Origin of the sequence: Burkholderia sp. AU38729 (genome assembly GCF_020419725.1) — a bacterium.
Lineage (GTDB): Bacteria > Pseudomonadota > Gammaproteobacteria > Burkholderiales > Burkholderiaceae > Burkholderia.
Window position 1 is genome coordinate 131,659 of sequence record NZ_JAIZQO010000005.1, and the last position, 17,838, is coordinate 149,496.

The following is a 17,838-nucleotide window of genomic DNA, read 5'->3' on the forward strand; positions in this document are numbered from 1 at the left end:
CGATGGATTGGACGAGATCTTGATGTCAGCTGGCAGTTCATGACACACGCTCAGGAAACCCGTGCATGCGACACGGGCGCTTCCCGACGTCCTTTCTTGACAGGAGAACCCGGATGAACCCGATTCGCAAGCTCATGCTGTGTGGCGCCATTCCGTTCCTGCTCGTCGCGGGTGCGGCACAGGCAGACGGTGGCGGCATTGGTCGCAGCGGCACCTACATGTCGCATACCAGCGACTGGACCATGATGATGATGGACAAGCTCACGCCCGAGCAGCGCACTCAGGCCATCGGCATCCAGCAAAAGATGATGGCGATGGAAATGCAGCACAACGAAGCGATGACGAAGCTGCAGATGCAGCATGACAAGGACATGATGGCCTTGCAGAGCCAGTTGCTCGAACTCTACAAGGGGCACTAAGTATCGCGAGCCCGGTGTCGAACGCCGGGCTCGTCCCTCATGGCGTCGAACGTGTCATTCCGGCATTTTTTGACGCAGCGCTTCGCCGGCGCGCTTGATGACCTGTCACGTTGCGCGATTGAACAGGCGGATCACGAGCAAGAGGATGACGGCACCGATGAGGGCGATGACGATCGAGCCGAGAATCCCGCTGAAGCCGATGCCGAGCAATCCGGCGAGCCAGCCGCCGATCACCGCGCCCAGAATCCCGACGACGATGTCGATGAGCAGGCCGAAACCGCCGCCCTTGACGAGCACGCCCGCAAGCCAGCCGGCGATGGCGCCGATGACCAGCCATATGATCAAGCCATGCATATCCATGAACGATTTTCCCTCTGGATTGGCGAAATTTTTGTAAATCCGGCGGTCACGCCTTCACCTGCGGCCGCCGGCGCGCGGCGCCACGCCGGCGGTTTCGGCGAACGTCCACCGGCCCCGTCGTGACGCGTTCATTGCGACGCGGCCGTTGCCGCGCTTGCCGCCTTGGCTTTCTTTGCCGCGTGGTGGTGGCCGATCGCGCAACCCGCGGCGGCGCCCACAGCCCCGTGGTGCCCCGCGACGTGGCCGGCGACTCCGCCCACGGCCGCGCCCTTCAGGCACCCTGCTGCAAATCCCGGGATCGAAGCGGTCATCAACGCGATGCAGGCGACCGAGATCGAAAGAAATTTCATTGTTTATCTCCCTGAAAAACGAGTTGTTTTGATCGACTCTGATCGAGCCGGCACGCTCAGAAGACGTGCGTGATCAGAAAGAACAGCACCAGCAGCCCGACCGGCACGCCGAGCAGCCAGGCGATCAGGTATTTGCCCATGTCGTTGTCCTGGTGGCCGCGACGCCGTGGGCGCCGCGGCGGTTGCATTGAAGCGCGATGGAAGCGCTATCGCGTTACAGTTCGCGGTCGAAATCCTTCAACTGCTTCTCGGCTTCATCGCGAGCGATGCCGTAACGCTCCTGGATCTTGCCGGCCAGATACTCGCGATTGCCGTCGGCCACCTTCAGGTCGTCATCGGTCAACTTGCCCCACTTGGCCTTCAGCTTGCCGGAGAGCTGCTTCCACTGACCCTTGATCTTGTCCTCGTTCATCATGTGCTCCTTGTCATGCAGGGATAAAAGGCGCGGCGGCGTGCCGCGCCGGGAGGTCAGGCCTTCGCCTTCAGGCCGGATGCGTCGACGTGCTTCACGCCCTTGATCGCGCGCGTCACGGCGACAGCCTTCTTCACGGCAACCTTGGTCGGCAGCACGCCGGTGAGCGTGACGACACCGTCGACCGTCTTCACGCTGATGTCAGTGCTCTTCACGCCGTCGGTGGTCGCGAGTTCCCCTTTCACCTTGGTGGTGATCCACGTGTCGGTGACGGGCTGGTTCGATTCGGCCGTCATGTTGCTGTCGGCGGACGAGGCTTGCGCCTGTGCGCTCGTGAGCGGTGCGGCGCAAAGCAGGAAGGCCGCGCTGGCGGCGAGCAGCGTCGAAAGGTGCGAGGTCTTGTTCATTGATGTTCTCCTTCGATTGGCGTGGTGAATGAATTGACTGCCGAGCACGGCGCGTGCCCGGATCAACGGGCGATCGGCGTGTCGTAGCCGGGCTCGCGCGGCGGCATGTCCGGGCGCGGCACGTCGGGCGGCAGCGGCACCGGCGGATCGGTGCCGGGCGGCGGTTCGGGCGGATTGTCCGGGGCCGGTTCGGGCCGCGTCGGATCGGGTGTCTGATGCAGCTTCATCGTGCTTCTCCTCTGCGGTTCGGAAGGCAGCGCATGAGCGCCGATGCAGTACCAGCGTACCGATGCAAACGGGCGTGGACATCGCGCAAATTCACCTGATCGGCTAGTGCGTTTGCACGGGGTGTCGGGAAGGGGGCGGGGGTGCGCCTGTCGGCCGGGGCGTGCGGAAAGCAGGTGCAGCGTGTGCTTCGGGGATCGGCGGGACACCGCACGGTAGGGCAGGCCGTGCGCATGTACTATGACGAATAGTGCATTCGCGACTGTCGTGCACCGGTGCGGCACGCGATCATCGTCACACGCGCCGGCCGGCGCGTGTCGACGTGGCGGCAACCGGGCCGGCAGTCATGCTGACGACAGGGACAACCATTCGATGAACGAACAGGTAAACGAACAGGCGCTGAAGTCGCATACCGACCGGCGCCAACTGCACCAGATCATCGCGGGGCTCACCGAGGGCGTGATCCTGATCGAGCCCGACCAGCGGATCGTCTGGGCGAACGAAGCCGCGCTCGCGATGCACGGCGTGACCGAGCTGAAGGCGCTCGGTGCGACTGTCACCGATTACCGCGAGCGCTTCCGGCTGCGTTACCGGAACAACCACCCGGTGCGCGATGGCCACTATCCGATGGATCGCGTGATCGCGGGTGAGGAGTTCAGCGACGTGACGGTCGAAGTGGAATCGGCCGCCGACGAAACCGTGAGCTGGGTTCACCGCATCCGCAGCCTCGTGCTGACGAATGCAGCCGGTGAGCCCGACTGTCTCGCGCTCGTGCTGCACGACGCGACCGAATGGGCGAGCGCCGAGGAACGCTTCGAGCGCACCTTCAACGCGAACCCGGCGCCGGCCGTGATCTGCCGGCTCGACGACCTGCGCTACGTGAAGGTCAACCAGGGCTTTCTGGACCTGACCGGCCACGCGCGTGACGACGTGCTCGGCCGCTCGGTGTACGAGATCGACGTGCTCGACCAGGCCGAGCGGCGCGACCTCGCGATCGAGCGGCTCGGCGAAGGCGCGACGATCCCGCAGATGGAGGCCGTGCTGAAGCGCGCGGACGGCAGCACGAAGGCCGTGGTGGTCGCCGGGCAGCCGATCGACATGAACGACGAGGCGTGCATGCTGTTCACGTTCATGGATCTCGAGCCGCGCAAGCAGGCCGAGCGCGCGCTGCGGCAGAGCGAGGAACGCTTCGCGACGGCGTTCCGGATGGCGCCGGTCGCCACCGCGATCGTCACCGCCGACCGCTTCGAATTGCTCGACGTGAACGACGCGTTCGCCGCGATGACGGGCCATGCGCAGGACGACCTGCTCGGCAAATCCGCGGATGAGATCGGGCTGTGGGCCGAGCGCGGCGCATGGCAGCGCATCGAGGGCCAGCTCGCGCGCGACGGCAGCGTGCGCAACGCCGACGTGCAGATCCGCACGCGGGAAGGCGACGTGCGCGATTGCGTCGTGTCGGCCGATCCCGTCGCGATTCACGGGCGCGACTGCCTGCTCGTCGCGCTGCTCGACATCAGCGACCGCAAGCGCACGGAGATGGAGCTCGTCTACGCGATCGAAACGGCGATGCAGGATGCATCGTGGTTCAGCCGCACGCTGATCGAGAAGCTCGCGAACGTGCGGCGTGCGAATGCGCCGGATGCGGGCGCCCAGCTGTCGGACCTGACCGCACGCGAGCGCGACGTGTTCGACCTGCTGTGCCATGGCCTGGCCGACAAGGAGATCGCCGGCCGCCTCGGGCTTGCGCCGAACACCGTGCGCAATCACGTCGCGACGATCTACGGGAAGCTCGACGTGCACAGCCGCGGCGAGGCGATCGTGTGGGCGCGCGAACGCGGGATCGTCGGCGCGGCCGATGCGAATGGCGCGCGTGGCGAGAAGGGCGGCGCGAAGGACAAGGACTGACGCCGTCGGTACGAATGCACCATGCGCGCTGGTGCATCCGCATCTGCCGCGTGCGGCCTCCGCTTGCGATCCTGTCCGCTCGGCGGTGCGGCGCGGGCCGTCACGCCGCCGGCTCTCCCCCACCATCGCAGGAGACGACCATGGACAGGAATCGCATCGAAGGCAAGCTCAAGCAGGTCAGGGGTTCGGTCAAGGAAGCGCTCGGCAAGGTCACGGGCGACCGCGAGACGGAAGCGGAAGGCGTCGCTGAACAAGAGGCCGGCAAGATGCAGGAGCAGGCCGGCGAGGCGGCCGATGCGGTGCGCCAGGAGACGGGCACCGATCGGCACTGACCGATGACGCGGCGCCGCGGGCGTCGCGATGGCCGGCCGGGCCGTCATCGCCACGATGATGCGCCGCCGGCATGACCACGGCCGGCCTTGATGGCCGGGCGTCGGCGCGGCATTCCACGGTAGCGATTTACCCGCGGCCCACCGTTGCGTGGGGCGCGGGCCGCCCGCGTATGCGGAACTTGATGACAAATCCTCACAACATAGTTCCGATATTTCGTTTGCTGCACGGGTATTGGCTATCCACAATCCATTCACCTCTTTCGCGATGAAAGGCTCTTCGGAGACGGAGCCGCGGCGATCGACCGGCCGGCAAGGGCGTTGCATGACGCCCCGCAGGCGGACGACATGACCGGCACGCGGGAGGTTGCCGACGCGCGGCGATCGCGCGTTGCATCCCGGCCCCCAGAACAAGGATTGTCATGACGTTCCGCATTCGTTCGCTTTCCGGCGTCGCATTGACCGCCGCGATCCTCGCGCTCCAGACCGGCGCGGCTCACGCGCAGGAGACGGTCGTCAAGGTCGGCGTGGCCGGCCCGCTGACGGGCGGCGGCGCCGCCTACGGCAAGGACATCGAGAACGGCGTGCGCATGGCCGTCGACGAAGCGAATGCCGCGCGGACGACGGTGGGCGGCAAGCCCGTGAAGTTCGTCGTCGCGTCGCAGGACGACCAGAGCGATCCGCGCACCGGCGTGCAGGCCGCGCAGCAGCTCGCCGACGCGCAGGTGGCCGTCGTGATCGGCCACTTCAATTCGGGCACGACGCTGCCCGCGTCGAAGATCTACGCGAAGGCCGGCATTCCGATGATCACGCCGTCGGCGACCAATCCCGACATCACGCGCGCCGGGCTCGGCACCGTGTACCGCGTGATCGCGACCGACACGCAGAACGCCGGCAACGCAGGCGCGTATGCGGCGAGCGTGACCAAGGCGAAACGCATCGCGATCATCGACGATCGCACCGCGTTCGGCCAGGGCGAAGCCGACGAATTCGAGAAGTCGGTGAAGGCGAACGGCGGCACGATCGTCGCGCGCGAATTCACGAACGACAAGGCGGTGGATTTCAGCGCGCAGCTCACGAAGATCAAGAGCGCCAACGCCGATCTCGTGTTCTTCGGCGGGCTCGACGCACAGGCCGCGATGCTCGTGAAGCGCATGCGCCAGCTCGGCATCCGCGCGCAGTTCCTCGCGGGCGGCGGCGTGATGAACGCGAACTTCATCAAGCTGGCCGGCAATGCGGCGGAAGGCGCGTCCGTGTGGGAATACGGGCAGCCGCTGGCGCGTCTCGCGAAGGGCAAGGAATTCGAAACGAAATTCAAGCAGAAGTACGGCATCGACATGCTTGCGTACGCACCGTTCGCGTACGACGCGACGTGGATCGCGATCAACGCGATGCAGAAGGCGAACTCGACGAAGCCGGCCGATTTCAACGGCGCGCTGAAGGGCACGCGCTACGACGGCATCACGGGCACGATCGCATTCACGAACACGGGCGACCTGAAGAACCCGAGCTCGACGCTGTATGAGGTGAAGAACGCCGCGTGGCAGCCCGTCACGACGAAATCGGCGGATTGAACGCCGCCCGCGCGCGGACTTTCGCGGCGCTGCCGGACGTGCTGAAATGCCATCAGCGATCGATGCCGATCGCGGCGCACGCCGGTGTGGCAGCCGCACGGGTTTGCCCGCGCGGCGCCGCGCGCGACGCGGCACGAACAACCCACGGGCGGGGCCGGCTGGCCGCGCCCAATCTGTGCAACTGGAGTCAGTCGTGAGTTCTCAAGTCGTCATCGTCGGCGGTGGTGTGATCGGCAGCTCGATCGCCTATTTCCTGCGCGCCACCGATCCCACGGTTTCCGTGACCGTGATCGAGCGCGACCCCACCTATGCGCGCTCGTCGTCGGCGTTGTCGGCCGCGTCGATTCGCCAGCAGTTCTCGACGCCGCTGTCGATCGAGATGTCGCTGTTCGGCATCGACTTCCTGCGCACGATCGGCGAGCGTCTCGAAGTGGACGGCCACCAGCCGTCGATCGACCTGCACGAAGGCGGCTACCTGTTCCTCGCGACGCCGGCCGGCGACGCGACGCTGCGCGAGAACCATGCGCTGCAGACGAGCCTCGGCGCGGACATCCGGTTGATGGATCGCGATGCGCTGCGCGCGAAGTTCCCGTGGCTGAACGTCGACGATCTCGTGTCGGGTGCGTATGGCGTGAGCGGCGAAGGCTGGTTCGACGGCTACGGGCTCGTGCAGGCGCTGCGCAAGAAGGCGCAGGCGCTCGGTGCGCGCTATGTGCCGTCCGATGTAAAGGACGTGGTGCGCGACGGCCGCAAGGTGACGCACGTGGTCACGGCCGACGGCGAACGCTATGCATGCGACACGCTCGTCAATGCGGCCGGCGCGTGGACGCGCACGCTGTCGTCGATGATGGGCATCGACATCCCCGTGTATGCGCGGCGCCGCAGCATCTTCAACGTGTCGTCGCCGGCGAAGCTCACGGATTGCCCGCTGCTGATCGACCCGACCGGCGTGTATTTCCGGCCGGAAGGGCGCACGTATATCTGCGGGACGTCGCCGAGCCCGGACCGCGACCCGGACGACCTGCCGCTCGACGAAGTCGACCACGACCTGTTCGACGAAGTGATCTGGCCGACGCTCGCGAACCGCGTGCCTGAGTTCGAAGCGCTGCGCGTGGAGAACTGCTGGTCGGGGTACTACGAGTACAACGTGTTCGACCACAACGCGATCATCGGGTATCACCCGGACCTCGACAACGTCGTGTTCGCGAACGGCTACAGCGGCCACGGGCTGCAGCAGGGGCCGGCGACGGGGCGCGGCGTCAGTGAACTCATTCTGGGCGGGCGTTACGACACGCTCGACCTGTCGACGCTCGGCTGGGCGCGCGTGCTGGAGAACCGGCCGATCGTCGAAAAGAACGTCGTGTAGCGCGGCGTGACCCGCCCGGTGTGGTGGGCGGGATTCTCCTTGTGTCTCACCTCATTGGCCCGACCGTGTCGGGCCTTTTTTGTTGCGCGTGCAATTGGGCGTGTCAGCCGACGCCGTAGACCGCGTCGCGCAGATCGAGCGTGTACGGGCCGTTCATCCCTTCGTAGAGCGTGTTCGACAGCGACACGACGGTGAGCCCTTGTGCGCGGTCGACGAACCACGAATGACCGTAGACGCCGCCCCAGCGCCACGTGCCCGGCGACTCCGGCGACAGCGCCGCGCGCGGGTCGCGCAACACGGAAAACCCGATCCCGTAGCCCGCGCCGGGCAGGTCGGGCAACGCGAGGTTGCCGGTGTGGATGCGGCCCATCTCGTCGACCAGCTCGGCCGGCAGAATGGCGCCGCCGCCCGCCCGCAGCGTGTCCAGCACGTTCAGCACGTCACCGGCGGTGCCGACCATCCCGCCGCCGCCCGATGCGAACGCATCCTTGTCGAGCGCGCGCGACGGCGAGAACGTCACGCCGACGGAGCCTTCGTAGATGGGTACGGCCTCGTTCTCGGCGAGCCGGTGCGGCTGCGGCGTGTCGTTGACGTAAGGCGTCGCGAGCCGTGCGGCATCGCGGGCGACGAATCCCGTGTCGCGGGTGCCGAGCGGGCGGAGCACCAGCGCATCGACCGCATCGGCGAGCGGCTGTCCGGTGACGGCCTCGATCACCGCGCCGACCACGTCGATGGAGAGCGAATAGTTCCAGCCGGTGCCGGGCGCGTACTGCAACGGCACGCTCGCGATCCTGCGCAGGTTCTCGGCGAGCGTGATCGATGCGCCATCGAGCCCGTCGGAGACGCCCGCACGTGCATATGGGCCCGCCGCGTCGGCTTCCGCGTAGCGATAGCCGAGGCCGGCCGAATGCGTGAGCAGGTGGCGCACCTTGATCACCGGCACGCTGCCGTCACGCAGCGCCGGGCGGAATTCGGGCAGCCACTTCGTGACGTCGTCGTCGAGCGACAGCTGGTGCCGGGCGACGAGTGCCATGGCGGCGGCCGCGACGATCGGCTTCGTGACCGACGCGAGCCTGAACAGCGTGTCCTCCTGCATCGGCGTGCGTGCTTCGCGATCGGCGAACCCGGCCGCGCGGCGATAGACGAGCTCGCCGTCGCGTGCGACCAGGACGACCACGCCGACGAGGCGTTGCGTGTCGAGTTGGCGGGACAGTACCGCATCGACGCGCTCGGCGAGCGCGGGATCGGCCGACGGCTGCTGTGATGATGCGCGGTTGGGGATCATCGAAGACTCTGTCGTGAAGGGGGAGCCGACATGGTAGGCGGCACGCGGCGGACGTGCCATTTACCCGTACATGGAACAGGGCTTCGCGGGCGTCGTGCGCTGCAACGATGCGCGTGGACGGCCACGGGGCGGGCGCTTCAGCCGGGGGGCGCGGCGGCTCCGTTGCGGCGCGGCGCGTCGGCCGGCGGCGGCGCTCCGTCACGCCTGCGGCGGACAGCCGACAAAATAGGCCCCAAGCGGCGCGCGGCCTTCGTTAGAATCTGCTTTCGTCGAGAAAATAACGCAATTGCATGGGTGCAGCGCGGTATCGCATCACGGACACTGCTCGCCCAGATTCCATCGTTCATCTTTCACCGGAGGCGAGCATGCCAGGATTACTTCCCGATGTTGACCGCGAGGGGCTCCTCGAATATTCGGTGGTGTACACCGATCGCTCGGTCAACCATATGTCGCAGCGCTTTCAGGGTGTCATGCGCGACATCTCCGGCACGCTGAAGAAGGTCTACCACGCGAAGTCGGTCGTGATCGTCCCCGGCAGCGGGACGTTCGGCATGGAAGCCGTCGCGCGGCAGTTCGCCACCAACAAGAAGTGTCTCGTCATCCGCAACGGCTGGTTCAGCTTCCGCTGGTCGCAGATCTTCGACATGGGCAGCATCCCGTCCGAAACGACGGTGCTGAAGGCGCGCCCGGTCGAAGCGGGACGGCAGGCCGCGTACGCGCCGGCGCCGATCGACGAAGTGGTCGCCGCGATCAAGGAACACAAGCCGGATCTGGTGTTTGCGCCGCACGTCGAAACCGCCTCCGGGATGATGTTGCCCGACGGGTATCTGCGCGCGGTGTCGGATGCCGTGCATGCGGTCGGCGGCATGTTCGTGCTCGATTGCATCGCGTCCGGCACGGTGTGGGTCGACATGCAGGCGAGCGGCGTCGACATCCTGATCAGCGCGCCGCAGAAGGGCTGGAGCGCGTCGCCGTGTTGCGCGATGGTGATGCTCGGCGAACTCGCCCGCGAACGCATCGATGGCACGACCAGCACCAGCTTCGCGTGCGATCTGCGCAAGTGGCTGCAGATCATGGAAGCGTATGAGGGCGGCGGTTTTGCTTACCACGCGACGATGCCCACGGACTGCCTCACCACGCTGCGCGACGTGATGAAGGAAACCGAGGCGTACGGCTTCGACAAGGTGAAAGCGGAGCAGCTCGAGCTGGGCAAGCGGATTCGTGCGCTGCTGGCCGAGAAGGGCTTCCGGAGCGTGGCGGCGGCAGGGTTCGAGGCGCCGGGTGTCGTGGTCAGTTATACGGACGACGACGGGATTCGAACCGGGAAGAAGTTTGCCGACGTCGGGTTGCAGATCGCGGCCGGTGTGCCGCTGATGTGCGACGAGCCGGAGGATTTCAAGACCTTCCGGCTGGGGTTGTTCGGGCTCGACAAGCTGCACGATGTCGATGGGGCGGTTGGGCGGTTTGCGGATGCGCTGGAGCGGATTCTTTAAGGCGCTTCTCGGATTGGGCGAGGCAGTTTCCGGCTTGCGTTCTGGCGCGAGGCGACGCGATACAGCCATTCATCAGCGGCGGCGCTTCGTGTGCCCGACGCGTCGCCGCTGCATGTGGGCCCGGAAGTCGTGTCGCCTGGCCTGATCCGCGAGCCTAGCCAGCCTCTTGCCGCGCCATGCCTTCCATCCATTGCTCGAACGCGGACACGGCGGCATCGTCGACGCGATGGGTGCTCGTCACGAGCATGTAGTCGTCGGCGCGCCAGGCAGGGGAGGCGATGGGGCACACGAGGCGCCCCTCGGCGAGATCGCGCCTGATCAGCGGCAGCGATGCCAGCGCCACGCCCAGCCCCTCGATGGCGGCGCCCAACTGCAGATTCACGTGATCGAATTCGACGTGGCGCGCTGCCCGCAGATCGGGCGCACCGGCTTCCTTCAACCAGTTCGACCAGGCGGAGCGCGTCGTGGCCGAATGCAGCAGGGTGTGATGGCGCAGGTCGGTCACGCTCTGTATCGGATGCTGGCGCAGCAATGCGGGATTGCAGGCTGGCACGCGCAGGTCGGGCATCAACGGGCGCGATACGACGCCCGCGCCATGCTCGGGACCGGAGCGAACACCGATATCGAAAGCGTCGGCGACATAACGCAGCTTGCGCGATGTCGTCGACACTCTGACGTCGATGTCGGGGTATCGCAAATGGAAATCGCCGAGCCGCGGCAGCAGCCAGCAAAGCGCGAAGCTCATCGTCACATTGACCCGCACGACGCCTGATATCCGGTGTTTGACCGTGTCGTGGCGCAGCCGTACCACCGCGGTACCGAGGCGCTCGAACGCGTTGCTGACGTCGCTCAGCAAGGCCGCGCCTTCGTCGGTGAGCACGACACCGCGCGGACGACGGTCGAACAACGGCAGGCCGAACCAGTCTTCCAGCAGCCTGATCTGTTTTCCTACGGCCCAGTGGGTGACATGGAGTTCCTCCGCGGCACCCGCGAAGCTGCCGTGCCTCGCGACCGCATCGAAAGCGCGCAGCGCATTGAGCGGGGGCAACGCGTCCCGATGCTTCGCGGCACTCCGGTTTTCGTTCATGACGTGACTTTTTCTCTCCGTTGGCGCGATTTTAGCTCAATTGAAATGGCGGATGCCGCGGTCATAAAATCGACGCGTCGAGCCTGAGCGCGACGCCACGAGCGGCTCCCGCCAACCACTCGCACGGAGAAAATGACGATGCGCCTGCCGGTTTTTTCCCCTCCCGTGATGCGGGAGAGCGGGCCCTCACGACCGCGCGTGCTTTGGCTGTCGTGCGTTGCGCATGCCATGCACGATGGCTATACGGACCTGATCTACGCGTTGCTACCGGTCTGGCAGTCGGACTTCGGGCTGGACTTTGCGGCCCTGGCCATCCTGCGCGGCGTCTATGCGGGCGCGATGGCAACGCTGCAGCTCCCCGCGGGACGTCTCGCGCAACGTTGGGGCAGTCGCGCCACCCTCGCGATCGGCACGTTGCTCGCCGCGCTGGGCTATGCGGTCGCGGGCATGTCGGGTGGCCTGCTCGGTTTGAGCGTGGCGCTGGCGATTTCGGGCGGCGGATCCAGCACGCAGCATCCGATTGCATCGGGCGCCATCTCCCGCACCTACGGGCGTGATGCGAGAGGCCCGCTGAGCGTTTACAACTTCTCCGGCGATCTGGGGAAATCCGCGCTGCCGGCGGCCATTTCGCTGCTCGTGACGATGATGCCCTGGCGTCACGCGCTCTGGATCGTCTCCGGATTGGGCTTCGTCGTTGCCGCAGTCATTGCCGTCTCGTTTCCTGATGTGCCGCGCGACGCCGGGAAGCCGGCGGTAAAGGCGCAATCGTCCGCTCAGCGCAGCAGCGCCTGGGGAGGCGGATTCTCGGCCCTGTTTTCCATCGGCGTGCTCGATACGGCCGTACGCATGGGACTGCTTACATTTTTGCCCTTCCTGCTGACGGCAAAGGGCGTCTCGCCTCAAATGGTGGGAACGGCACTCGCGCTTGTTTTCATGGGTGGGGCGGCCGGCAAGTTCATGTGCGGCTGGATTGGCGCACGGATGGGGGTGGTGCGTACGGTGCTGCTCACGGAGGGCGGCACGGCTGCGTGCATCGTGGCGGTGATGTATCTCCCGTTGGGGCCCAGCATGGTGCTGCTGCCGATTCTGGGCATGATGCTCAACGGCACGTCCTCCGTGCTGTACGGAACCGTTCCGGAGATGTCTGCGCCCGAGCGCACCGAGCGTGCATTCGCACTGTTCTACACGGGGACGATTGCATCGGGCGCGATATCGCCCGTTCTCTACGGGTTCCTGGGTGACAGCATCGGCGTGCATGGCGCCACCTATGCCACCGCGTTGACTGCCCTGGCGATTTTTCCGCTTGCCCTCGCACTGCGCCCGCATCTGACACATGGCCATACAGGATGAACACGATGACACAGTCTGACTACCCAACCGTCGCCCTCGTCGGTCCGGGGGCAATCGGCACGACCGTAGCCGCAGCCCTTCATGAAGTCGGCCGCACGCCGGTGATCTGTGGCCGCTCGGCGCGCGAGCAGCTGGCGTTGCGCTTTGACGGTGGCGAGATCGTCGTGCCTGGGCCCGTATTGACTGATCCGCAAGCGGTCAAGGAAAAGTTCGATCTGGTGTTCGTTGCGGTCAAGTCGACGCAGGTGGCAAGCGCGGCGCCGTGGGTCTCCGCGCTGTGCGGTGCGAATACCGTTGTCTGCGTGCTGCAAAACGGCGTCGAGCAAAAAACCACTTTCGCACCGCATGCAGGCGGCGCTGCAGTCGTGCCATCGATCGTCTGGTTTCCAGCGCAACGCGAATCGGGTTCGTCAGTGTGGCTGCGAGGCGAACCTCGGCTTACCCTGCCCGATACACCGGCGAGCAGCGTGGTGGTCTCGGCTTTGAGCGGCACGCGATGCTCGGTCGAGGTGGCGGAAGATTTCACCTCGCTCGCATGGCGGAAGCTGTTGCAGAACGCAGCGGCGGGACTCATGGTGCTGACCGGCCGCCGTGCCGGCATGTTCTCGCGAAGCGACATCATCGGACTGTCACTCGCCTACCTGCGGGAATGTCTCGAAGTCGCCCGTGCCGAGGGCGCGAAGTTGGGCGATGACGTGCCGCAGGAGATCGTCGAAGGGTTCCGTCGCGCGCCGCCGGATTTAGGTACGTCCATTCTTGCCGACCGGCAGGGTAGCCGCCCCCTCGAATGGGACTGCCGGAACGGCGTTGTGCAGCGGTACGGACGATCTCACGGCATTCCGACGCCGATCAGCGATCTGGTCGTGCCGCTTCTCGCGGCCGCCAGCGACGGTCCCGGCTAGTAGCCAGGAAGTCGGTATCCAGCCCCGACCGATTACGGACAGGCGATCCGAGCCGCCCAGGCCGAAGCTACCGCGTCAGGCAATACAAAACATCGGGACACCCTTCCTCGTTCCTGCTTCCGTCGCTGTATGCAATCGCAACGAACCCGTGCCGTTCATAAAACGCAGCGGCATCGCGATTCATCTGGAACGTGTAGAGCTGGAGCTTGCCAACCGTCTGCGACTTCACCGATTCGAGGAGCGCAGAACCAATCCCTCGTCGCTTGAATTCGGGATGCACATACAACTGGTCAAGCCATGCCACGCCGTTGGTGACAACGTGTGCGGCCATGCCGACGATGCGGCTATCGTTTACGGCGACCGTGACGTTGCCCGACCGCACAAGCATGTTGGCCACCCAATCGCGGACGGCGGCTTCGGAATGCGCGAGCGGCGCGTACGATGCCAGCGTGTTGCGCGACCGTAGATAGACTTCAGCCACCTCTGCGGCATCAGCGGCAATCGCTCGACGCAAGATCAAGGGCATGTATCTCCCGCTCCGAAATCGTCAAAAGGTACGCAACGATAGCAGCACCGATTCAACCTTCCAAGATCGCGGAAGCATGCCGCTGAAACCGGCGAGACCGGAAGTTCAGTGCGACGTATCGAGTGTGCGGTACAGCGAACCGGCAGCGAGATTCCGTCACCGATTCGCTGCTTCGTTCCGGGATTCACGGGATCCGATATTCCCGTATCGTCTGTCCGATTTGCCGGGATCGAATGACCTGGCAATTCCGCACATACGAGAGAGCGAGCGATGAAGGTCGATGAGCACGGCCATTCTCCTGCCGACCCTGCTGGCGGGCGAGTCATCCGATGCGCCTGTTTTGCCATAGCCTTTTCTTTCGGAATCCTTCCAGACATGCCTGTCGCTCGACGATCAGTCACAGCTTCGTGCGCGATCGCCGGGTGTCGCCAGCATCACGATGACCTTATGTCGCACGCCGTGACCGCTCGATGACGGGTGAGCATCCCGCTCGTCGGCCCGACTGTGTCGGACTTTTCTTGTTCGGTCGCGCAGGGGATGCCAGCGACGGCGACGTGTGGCAACATCGCGGTGATTTCGACGTTCCATCCGGGTGCCGGCAGACCCATCTATCCGAGGGGGAGTCATGTTTGACCATGTCAAATTCGGCGTGACCGACTTTGCAGCGAGCAAGGCGTTTTTCCTGAGCGCACTCGAGCCGCTAGGCGTCGTGGTGCAGGGCGAGGGCGAGCCGTCGTACGGCATCGAGATTTCTCCGCCGGGCAAGCCTTCGTTGTGCCTGTTCCAGACGTCGGAGAAGCCGGCGCATCTCCACATCGCGTTCGTGGCCGACAACCGGCAGCAAGTCGACGCGTTCTATCGCGCGGCGCTGGCGGCCGGCGGGAAGGACCATGGCGCGCCGGGGCTGCGGCCGCACTATCACGCGAGTTACTACGCGGCGTTCGTCATCGGGCCGGATGGGCACAATATCGAGGTGGTGTGCCATCAGGCGCAGGGGTGAGCTTCCGGCGACTGATCGATGTCATTCAAACCATGAGCGAACGCATACGCCACGCAAGCAACCGAGCATTCCGGGATGAGTGACATCGCCATTGATTTTCCTTTTTATCTCGTTGTGCTTGGAACTGGCATGGAATACTGGCCCGTGACGCTTTGTGTCGGCGCGGCAGGATTGTATGTCGGGGCAACTCGCCTGCGCGGTGTCTGGCAAGGTGTCTGCCTCGTCATTGCGCTGTTGTTCGTCGTTGATGCGGGCACCGGCATTTACTTTTCCCTGGGTTAGCATTCAGGAAAATCACGCTGGCGCATGGCGTGCAAAACGTTGCCGGCGTGCGGACGTTGTACGCGTCGGAGTGCGACCAGTCAGCAGCAGGCGCCGGGTCCCGGTACCACGCAACCGTGAACTGTGAATCGCGGTTGTTCCTTCACCGACTCGCTGCAACGGAGAAACGAGCAATGACCTCGAGAAGCATCCGCCGGGCAACGGAAGAGGACGTACCGATTCTCACCGTGGTCCGGAATGACGCACACGCGAAGAAGCTCACGTATGGCGATCATGTGTGGGGCAAGCAAGGCGATGGATTTTCCGAGGCGTGGGTCCGCAACAACGTCTCCCGGAAAGACGTGTATGTCGTCGAACAAGGCGGCGCGTTGGCCGGAACGTTCTCGCTCGCCTTCGACGAGGACACGCACTGGGGGCCGCAGGAACCGATCGCCGGCTATGTGCACGGGCTGTGCGTGCGGGAAGGTTTCAACGGGCAAGGGCTCGGCAGCTTCATGCTCGACTGGTGCGGGCGCAAGGTGAGCAGCTCGAACCGGCGATTCGTTCGGCTCGATTGCGCCGTGGAGAACGTGACGCTCTGCGCTTACTACGAGTCGCTGGGCTTCATTCGCGTCGGGTCGAAATCAGACGGGATCGTCTGGGCACTGTACGAGAAGGCAGCTGAATAGCGCTCCCTTGTCCCTGACGCCACGTCAAGCGCGTTCAATCGACAGACACGGCCGGATCATCGACAATTCGCGCTTATCAAAACATGAGAGAAGAGGGCAGGTGCATGCGCGGGTTCCGTAAAACGCTTGGGGTGATCCTGGGCCTTTCCGTCGTTGGCGTCACCGGCGTTCAAGCCGCATCCGGCGAACTCGCCTTCCCGCGTTTCACCCAGGCGGAGGGCCGGACGGATACCGACGGTCTCCCGCTGTCCGGCGTGAAACTTTGCGTGCTTCCCGACCGTGCGCCGTGCTTCCAGATGCCGCCCGCGCCGCTTCCCAATTCGCCGAAGGAGCTTTACCAGTTCGGACTGACGCCAAGGTCCGAGCGGCTGCCGATCGCGTCGGGCGGCTCGTGGGTGTTCTTCTCGGGGATGTTCTCGGGCGGCGGCAGCGGGATGCTGGAGCGCGTGGCGATCCTGCGTTATGGCGCGAACGGCAAGATCGAGAACCTGATGCCGGAAGTCACGCAGACGGAGCTGGCCGACCGCGCGATGTGGAAGGTGCCGGACGTGTCGCCCTATCCGGTGTTCGTTCGCGCCGATTATGTGTGGGGCAAGGACGAGAGTCATTTCGAAGCGCACCTGTTCGACGTCGATGCGTGGGTGTTCGATCCGGCTACCAACCAGTACAAGAAGCGGTTTTCCTACCGGACGACGAAACGCTATGACCGAGGCGAGGGCTCGGATCATGTGCTGACCGCCGAGCGTGCGGAAATCCTGCGGCGCCTCGCGGCCGGCAAGTAGCCCGGGGCCGGTGGCGCGCCGGGAAGCCGTCGCGACGCACGACGGGTTTCGGCGGGGCCGGCGGGCCGTTCAACGCAGGTGTGGCACGTGAAACCCTACCGCTGCGCGTCCCCGTAAGTCTCCCTGCACACCTCGCGCAGCGCGTCGACGAGCAGATCCCGCGCCGGCGAACGCGAATCGGCGGCGCGGGTAAACAGCGCGATGGGCGGAAGCGTCCACACCAGCGAGTACGGCACGATCGCCACCCCGGCGATCCGCACCAGTTCTTCCGCGATATCGGCCGGCACGATCGACACGGCCTCGTCGCTCGACGCGATCATTTCGCCGATCAGCTTGGATGAATAACTCTCGACGATCGGAACGGGCGGCGCGATGCCGGCCGACAGGAACAGGTCGGTCACCTGTTCCCGCATCGGCGTATGCGGCGCGCCGAGAATCCAGTCGAGCGCGTGCAGCTTGTGCCAGTCGAGCGCGGTGCGGGCCAGTTTCGCGGCAAGCCGCCGGCTCGCGATCATGCGCGGCTGCTGCTGGTACAGCACTTCAAAGGAGACCTGGCCCAGGTCGATTGCCGACGACGCCCGCCCGATCACGATGTCGACGCTGTGATCCCTGAGCTGCAGCAACAGCTGATCGCTGGTGCCTTCGTGAATCGTCACGGTCAGGCGCCGCTCCATGCGCGCCTGCAGCCGCTTGAGCGCCGCCGACAGCATCTGCCCGGAAATGAACGGAATCACGCCGATGTGCAGATGGGCCGCATGCCCGGCGGCGACGGCCTCCATCTCGCGGGCGAGGTGGTCGAGATCCTTGATCATCGCCTTCGCCCGCTCGAGCACGACCGCGCCGAGCGCGGTGGGCCGCATGCCGCGCGACGAGCGCTCGAACAGCGGCGTGCCGAACATGCTCTCCAGCTCGGACAGCGCATTGGTCACGGCCGGCTGGCTGCTGGCCATGTGTTCCGCGACGCGCGTCAGCGACCCGTGCTGCTGGATCTGCAGCAACAGCACCAGGTGCCGCATCTTCAGGCGGGCGCCCAGCCGCCTGACCACGTCGTTTGCGTCAAAATTCATTGACTGGTCACGTATCCATCATGAAAAAGTGATGGACCGATATTAAAAC

The 17,838-nt window shown here is 65.4% G+C and carries 23 protein-coding genes; 13 read left to right on the plus strand and 10 right to left on the minus strand.

What is annotated here, in order from left to right:
* Positions 1-113 precede the first annotated feature (113 nt).
* Positions 114-419, plus strand: coding sequence for a hypothetical protein (locus tag LGM56_RS15115; protein WP_226205433.1), 306 nt, complete (start codon positions 114-116; stop codon positions 417-419).
* Between the two features lie 105 nt (positions 420-524).
* Here LGM56_RS15115 and LGM56_RS15120 read toward each other — a convergent pair whose 3' ends face one another.
* From LGM56_RS15120 to LGM56_RS15140, 6 genes are all read right to left on the minus strand, one after another.
* Positions 525-779 carry a GlsB/YeaQ/YmgE family stress response membrane protein gene (locus tag LGM56_RS15120; protein ID WP_089497745.1) on the minus strand — a complete coding sequence of 85 codons (255 nt, stop codon included), beginning with the start codon at positions 777-779 and terminating at the stop codon, positions 525-527.
* A gap of 128 nt (positions 780-907) precedes the next feature.
* Positions 908-1,129, minus strand: a complete 222-nt coding sequence (locus LGM56_RS15125) for a hypothetical protein (RefSeq protein ID WP_089443317.1) — start codon at positions 1,127-1,129, stop codon at positions 908-910.
* Between the two features lie 56 nt (positions 1,130-1,185).
* Positions 1,186-1,317: a hypothetical protein gene (locus LGM56_RS36775; protein WP_256941090.1), complete on the minus strand. Its 132-nt coding sequence runs from the start codon at positions 1,315-1,317 to the stop codon at positions 1,186-1,188.
* A gap of 26 nt (positions 1,318-1,343) precedes the next feature.
* Positions 1,344-1,541: a CsbD family protein gene (locus LGM56_RS15130; protein ID WP_039354235.1), complete on the minus strand. Its 198-nt coding sequence runs from the start codon at positions 1,539-1,541 to the stop codon at positions 1,344-1,346.
* Between the two features lie 56 nt (positions 1,542-1,597).
* Entirely contained in the window at positions 1,598-1,948 is a 351-nt protein-coding gene (locus LGM56_RS15135; protein ID WP_089497744.1) for a BON domain-containing protein, read from the minus strand.
* Between the two features lie 62 nt (positions 1,949-2,010).
* Positions 2,011-2,175: a hypothetical protein gene (locus LGM56_RS15140; RefSeq protein ID WP_174975033.1), complete on the minus strand. Its 165-nt coding sequence runs from the start codon at positions 2,173-2,175 to the stop codon at positions 2,011-2,013.
* Between the two features lie 370 nt (positions 2,176-2,545).
* On the opposite strand from LGM56_RS15140, the gene LGM56_RS15145 reads away from it, so the two are divergent.
* From LGM56_RS15145 to LGM56_RS15165, 5 genes are all read left to right on the plus strand, one after another.
* A complete protein-coding gene (locus LGM56_RS15145; RefSeq protein ID WP_089497743.1) occupies positions 2,546-4,078 on the plus strand; it encodes a helix-turn-helix transcriptional regulator in 1,533 nt (510 codons plus the stop codon).
* A 140-nt stretch (positions 4,079-4,218) separates the two neighbouring features.
* Positions 4,219-4,410, plus strand: a complete 192-nt coding sequence (locus LGM56_RS15150) for a CsbD family protein (protein ID WP_089497742.1) — start codon at positions 4,219-4,221, stop codon at positions 4,408-4,410.
* Between the two features lie 419 nt (positions 4,411-4,829).
* Positions 4,830-5,981, plus strand: a complete 1,152-nt coding sequence (locus LGM56_RS15155) for a branched-chain amino acid ABC transporter substrate-binding protein (RefSeq protein WP_226205434.1) — start codon at positions 4,830-4,832, stop codon at positions 5,979-5,981.
* Entirely contained in the window at positions 5,978-6,178 is a 201-nt protein-coding gene (locus tag LGM56_RS15160) for a hypothetical protein (protein ID WP_226205435.1), read from the plus strand. The genes LGM56_RS15155 and LGM56_RS15160 overlap by 4 nt, the downstream gene beginning before the upstream one ends.
* Entirely contained in the window at positions 6,175-7,347 is a 1,173-nt protein-coding gene (locus tag LGM56_RS15165) for an NAD(P)/FAD-dependent oxidoreductase (protein ID WP_089443312.1), read from the plus strand. Before LGM56_RS15160 ends, LGM56_RS15165 begins: the two co-directional genes overlap by 4 nt.
* Before the next feature lie 103 nt (positions 7,348-7,450).
* Here LGM56_RS15165 and LGM56_RS15170 read toward each other — a convergent pair whose 3' ends face one another.
* On the minus strand, positions 7,451-8,632 hold the full coding sequence (locus LGM56_RS15170) for a serine hydrolase domain-containing protein (RefSeq protein ID WP_226205436.1): 1,182 nt from the start codon (positions 8,630-8,632) through the stop codon (positions 7,451-7,453).
* Between the two features lie 365 nt (positions 8,633-8,997).
* Here LGM56_RS15170 and LGM56_RS15175 point away from each other — a divergent pair, with 365 nt between their 5' ends.
* Complete coding sequence (locus LGM56_RS15175; RefSeq protein WP_226205437.1) at positions 8,998-10,125, plus strand: aminotransferase class V-fold PLP-dependent enzyme; 1,128 nt, start codon at positions 8,998-9,000, stop codon at positions 10,123-10,125.
* A 154-nt stretch (positions 10,126-10,279) separates the two neighbouring features.
* On the opposite strand, the gene gcvA is transcribed toward LGM56_RS15175, so the two are convergent.
* On the minus strand, positions 10,280-11,212 hold the full coding sequence (gcvA, locus tag LGM56_RS15180) for a transcriptional regulator GcvA (RefSeq protein ID WP_226205439.1): 933 nt from the start codon (positions 11,210-11,212) through the stop codon (positions 10,280-10,282).
* A gap of 138 nt (positions 11,213-11,350) precedes the next feature.
* Between gcvA and LGM56_RS15185 the strand changes: the two genes are divergently transcribed.
* Both LGM56_RS15185 and LGM56_RS15190 read left to right on the plus strand, forming a co-directional pair.
* Positions 11,351-12,562: an MFS transporter gene (locus LGM56_RS15185; RefSeq protein WP_226205838.1), complete on the plus strand. Its 1,212-nt coding sequence runs from the start codon at positions 11,351-11,353 to the stop codon at positions 12,560-12,562.
* Between the two features lie 5 nt (positions 12,563-12,567).
* Positions 12,568-13,464 (plus strand): oxidoreductase, encoded by an 897-nt coding sequence (locus LGM56_RS15190; protein WP_226205441.1) that lies wholly within the window; start codon positions 12,568-12,570, stop codon positions 13,462-13,464.
* A gap of 67 nt (positions 13,465-13,531) precedes the next feature.
* On the opposite strand, the gene LGM56_RS15195 is transcribed toward LGM56_RS15190, so the two are convergent.
* Positions 13,532-13,990, minus strand: coding sequence for a GNAT family N-acetyltransferase (locus tag LGM56_RS15195; RefSeq protein WP_226205443.1), 459 nt, complete (start codon positions 13,988-13,990; stop codon positions 13,532-13,534).
* A 625-nt stretch (positions 13,991-14,615) separates the two neighbouring features.
* On the opposite strand from LGM56_RS15195, the gene LGM56_RS15200 reads away from it, so the two are divergent.
* The 4 genes from LGM56_RS15200 to LGM56_RS15215 all read left to right on the plus strand — a co-directional run bounded on the left by LGM56_RS15200 (position 14,616) and on the right by LGM56_RS15215 (position 16,722).
* The gene (locus LGM56_RS15200) at positions 14,616-14,990 is read left to right on the plus strand and encodes a VOC family protein (RefSeq protein WP_226205445.1); all 375 of its coding nucleotides are present in this window, start codon (positions 14,616-14,618) and stop codon (positions 14,988-14,990) included.
* 75 nt (positions 14,991-15,065) lie between these two features.
* Entirely contained in the window at positions 15,066-15,272 is a 207-nt protein-coding gene (locus tag LGM56_RS15205) for a hypothetical protein (RefSeq protein ID WP_226205447.1), read from the plus strand.
* A gap of 173 nt (positions 15,273-15,445) precedes the next feature.
* Positions 15,446-15,940, plus strand: coding sequence for a GNAT family N-acetyltransferase (locus tag LGM56_RS15210; protein WP_226205449.1), 495 nt, complete (start codon positions 15,446-15,448; stop codon positions 15,938-15,940).
* A 266-nt stretch (positions 15,941-16,206) separates the two neighbouring features.
* Complete coding sequence (locus LGM56_RS15215) at positions 16,207-16,722, plus strand: hypothetical protein (RefSeq protein ID WP_226205450.1); 516 nt, start codon at positions 16,207-16,209, stop codon at positions 16,720-16,722.
* Between the two features lie 95 nt (positions 16,723-16,817).
* Here the strand turns inward: LGM56_RS15215 and LGM56_RS15220 are convergent, their stop codons facing one another.
* Complete coding sequence (locus LGM56_RS15220; RefSeq protein ID WP_226205452.1) at positions 16,818-17,789, minus strand: LysR substrate-binding domain-containing protein; 972 nt, start codon at positions 17,787-17,789, stop codon at positions 16,818-16,820.
* Between the last annotated feature and the right edge of the window lie 49 nt (positions 17,790-17,838).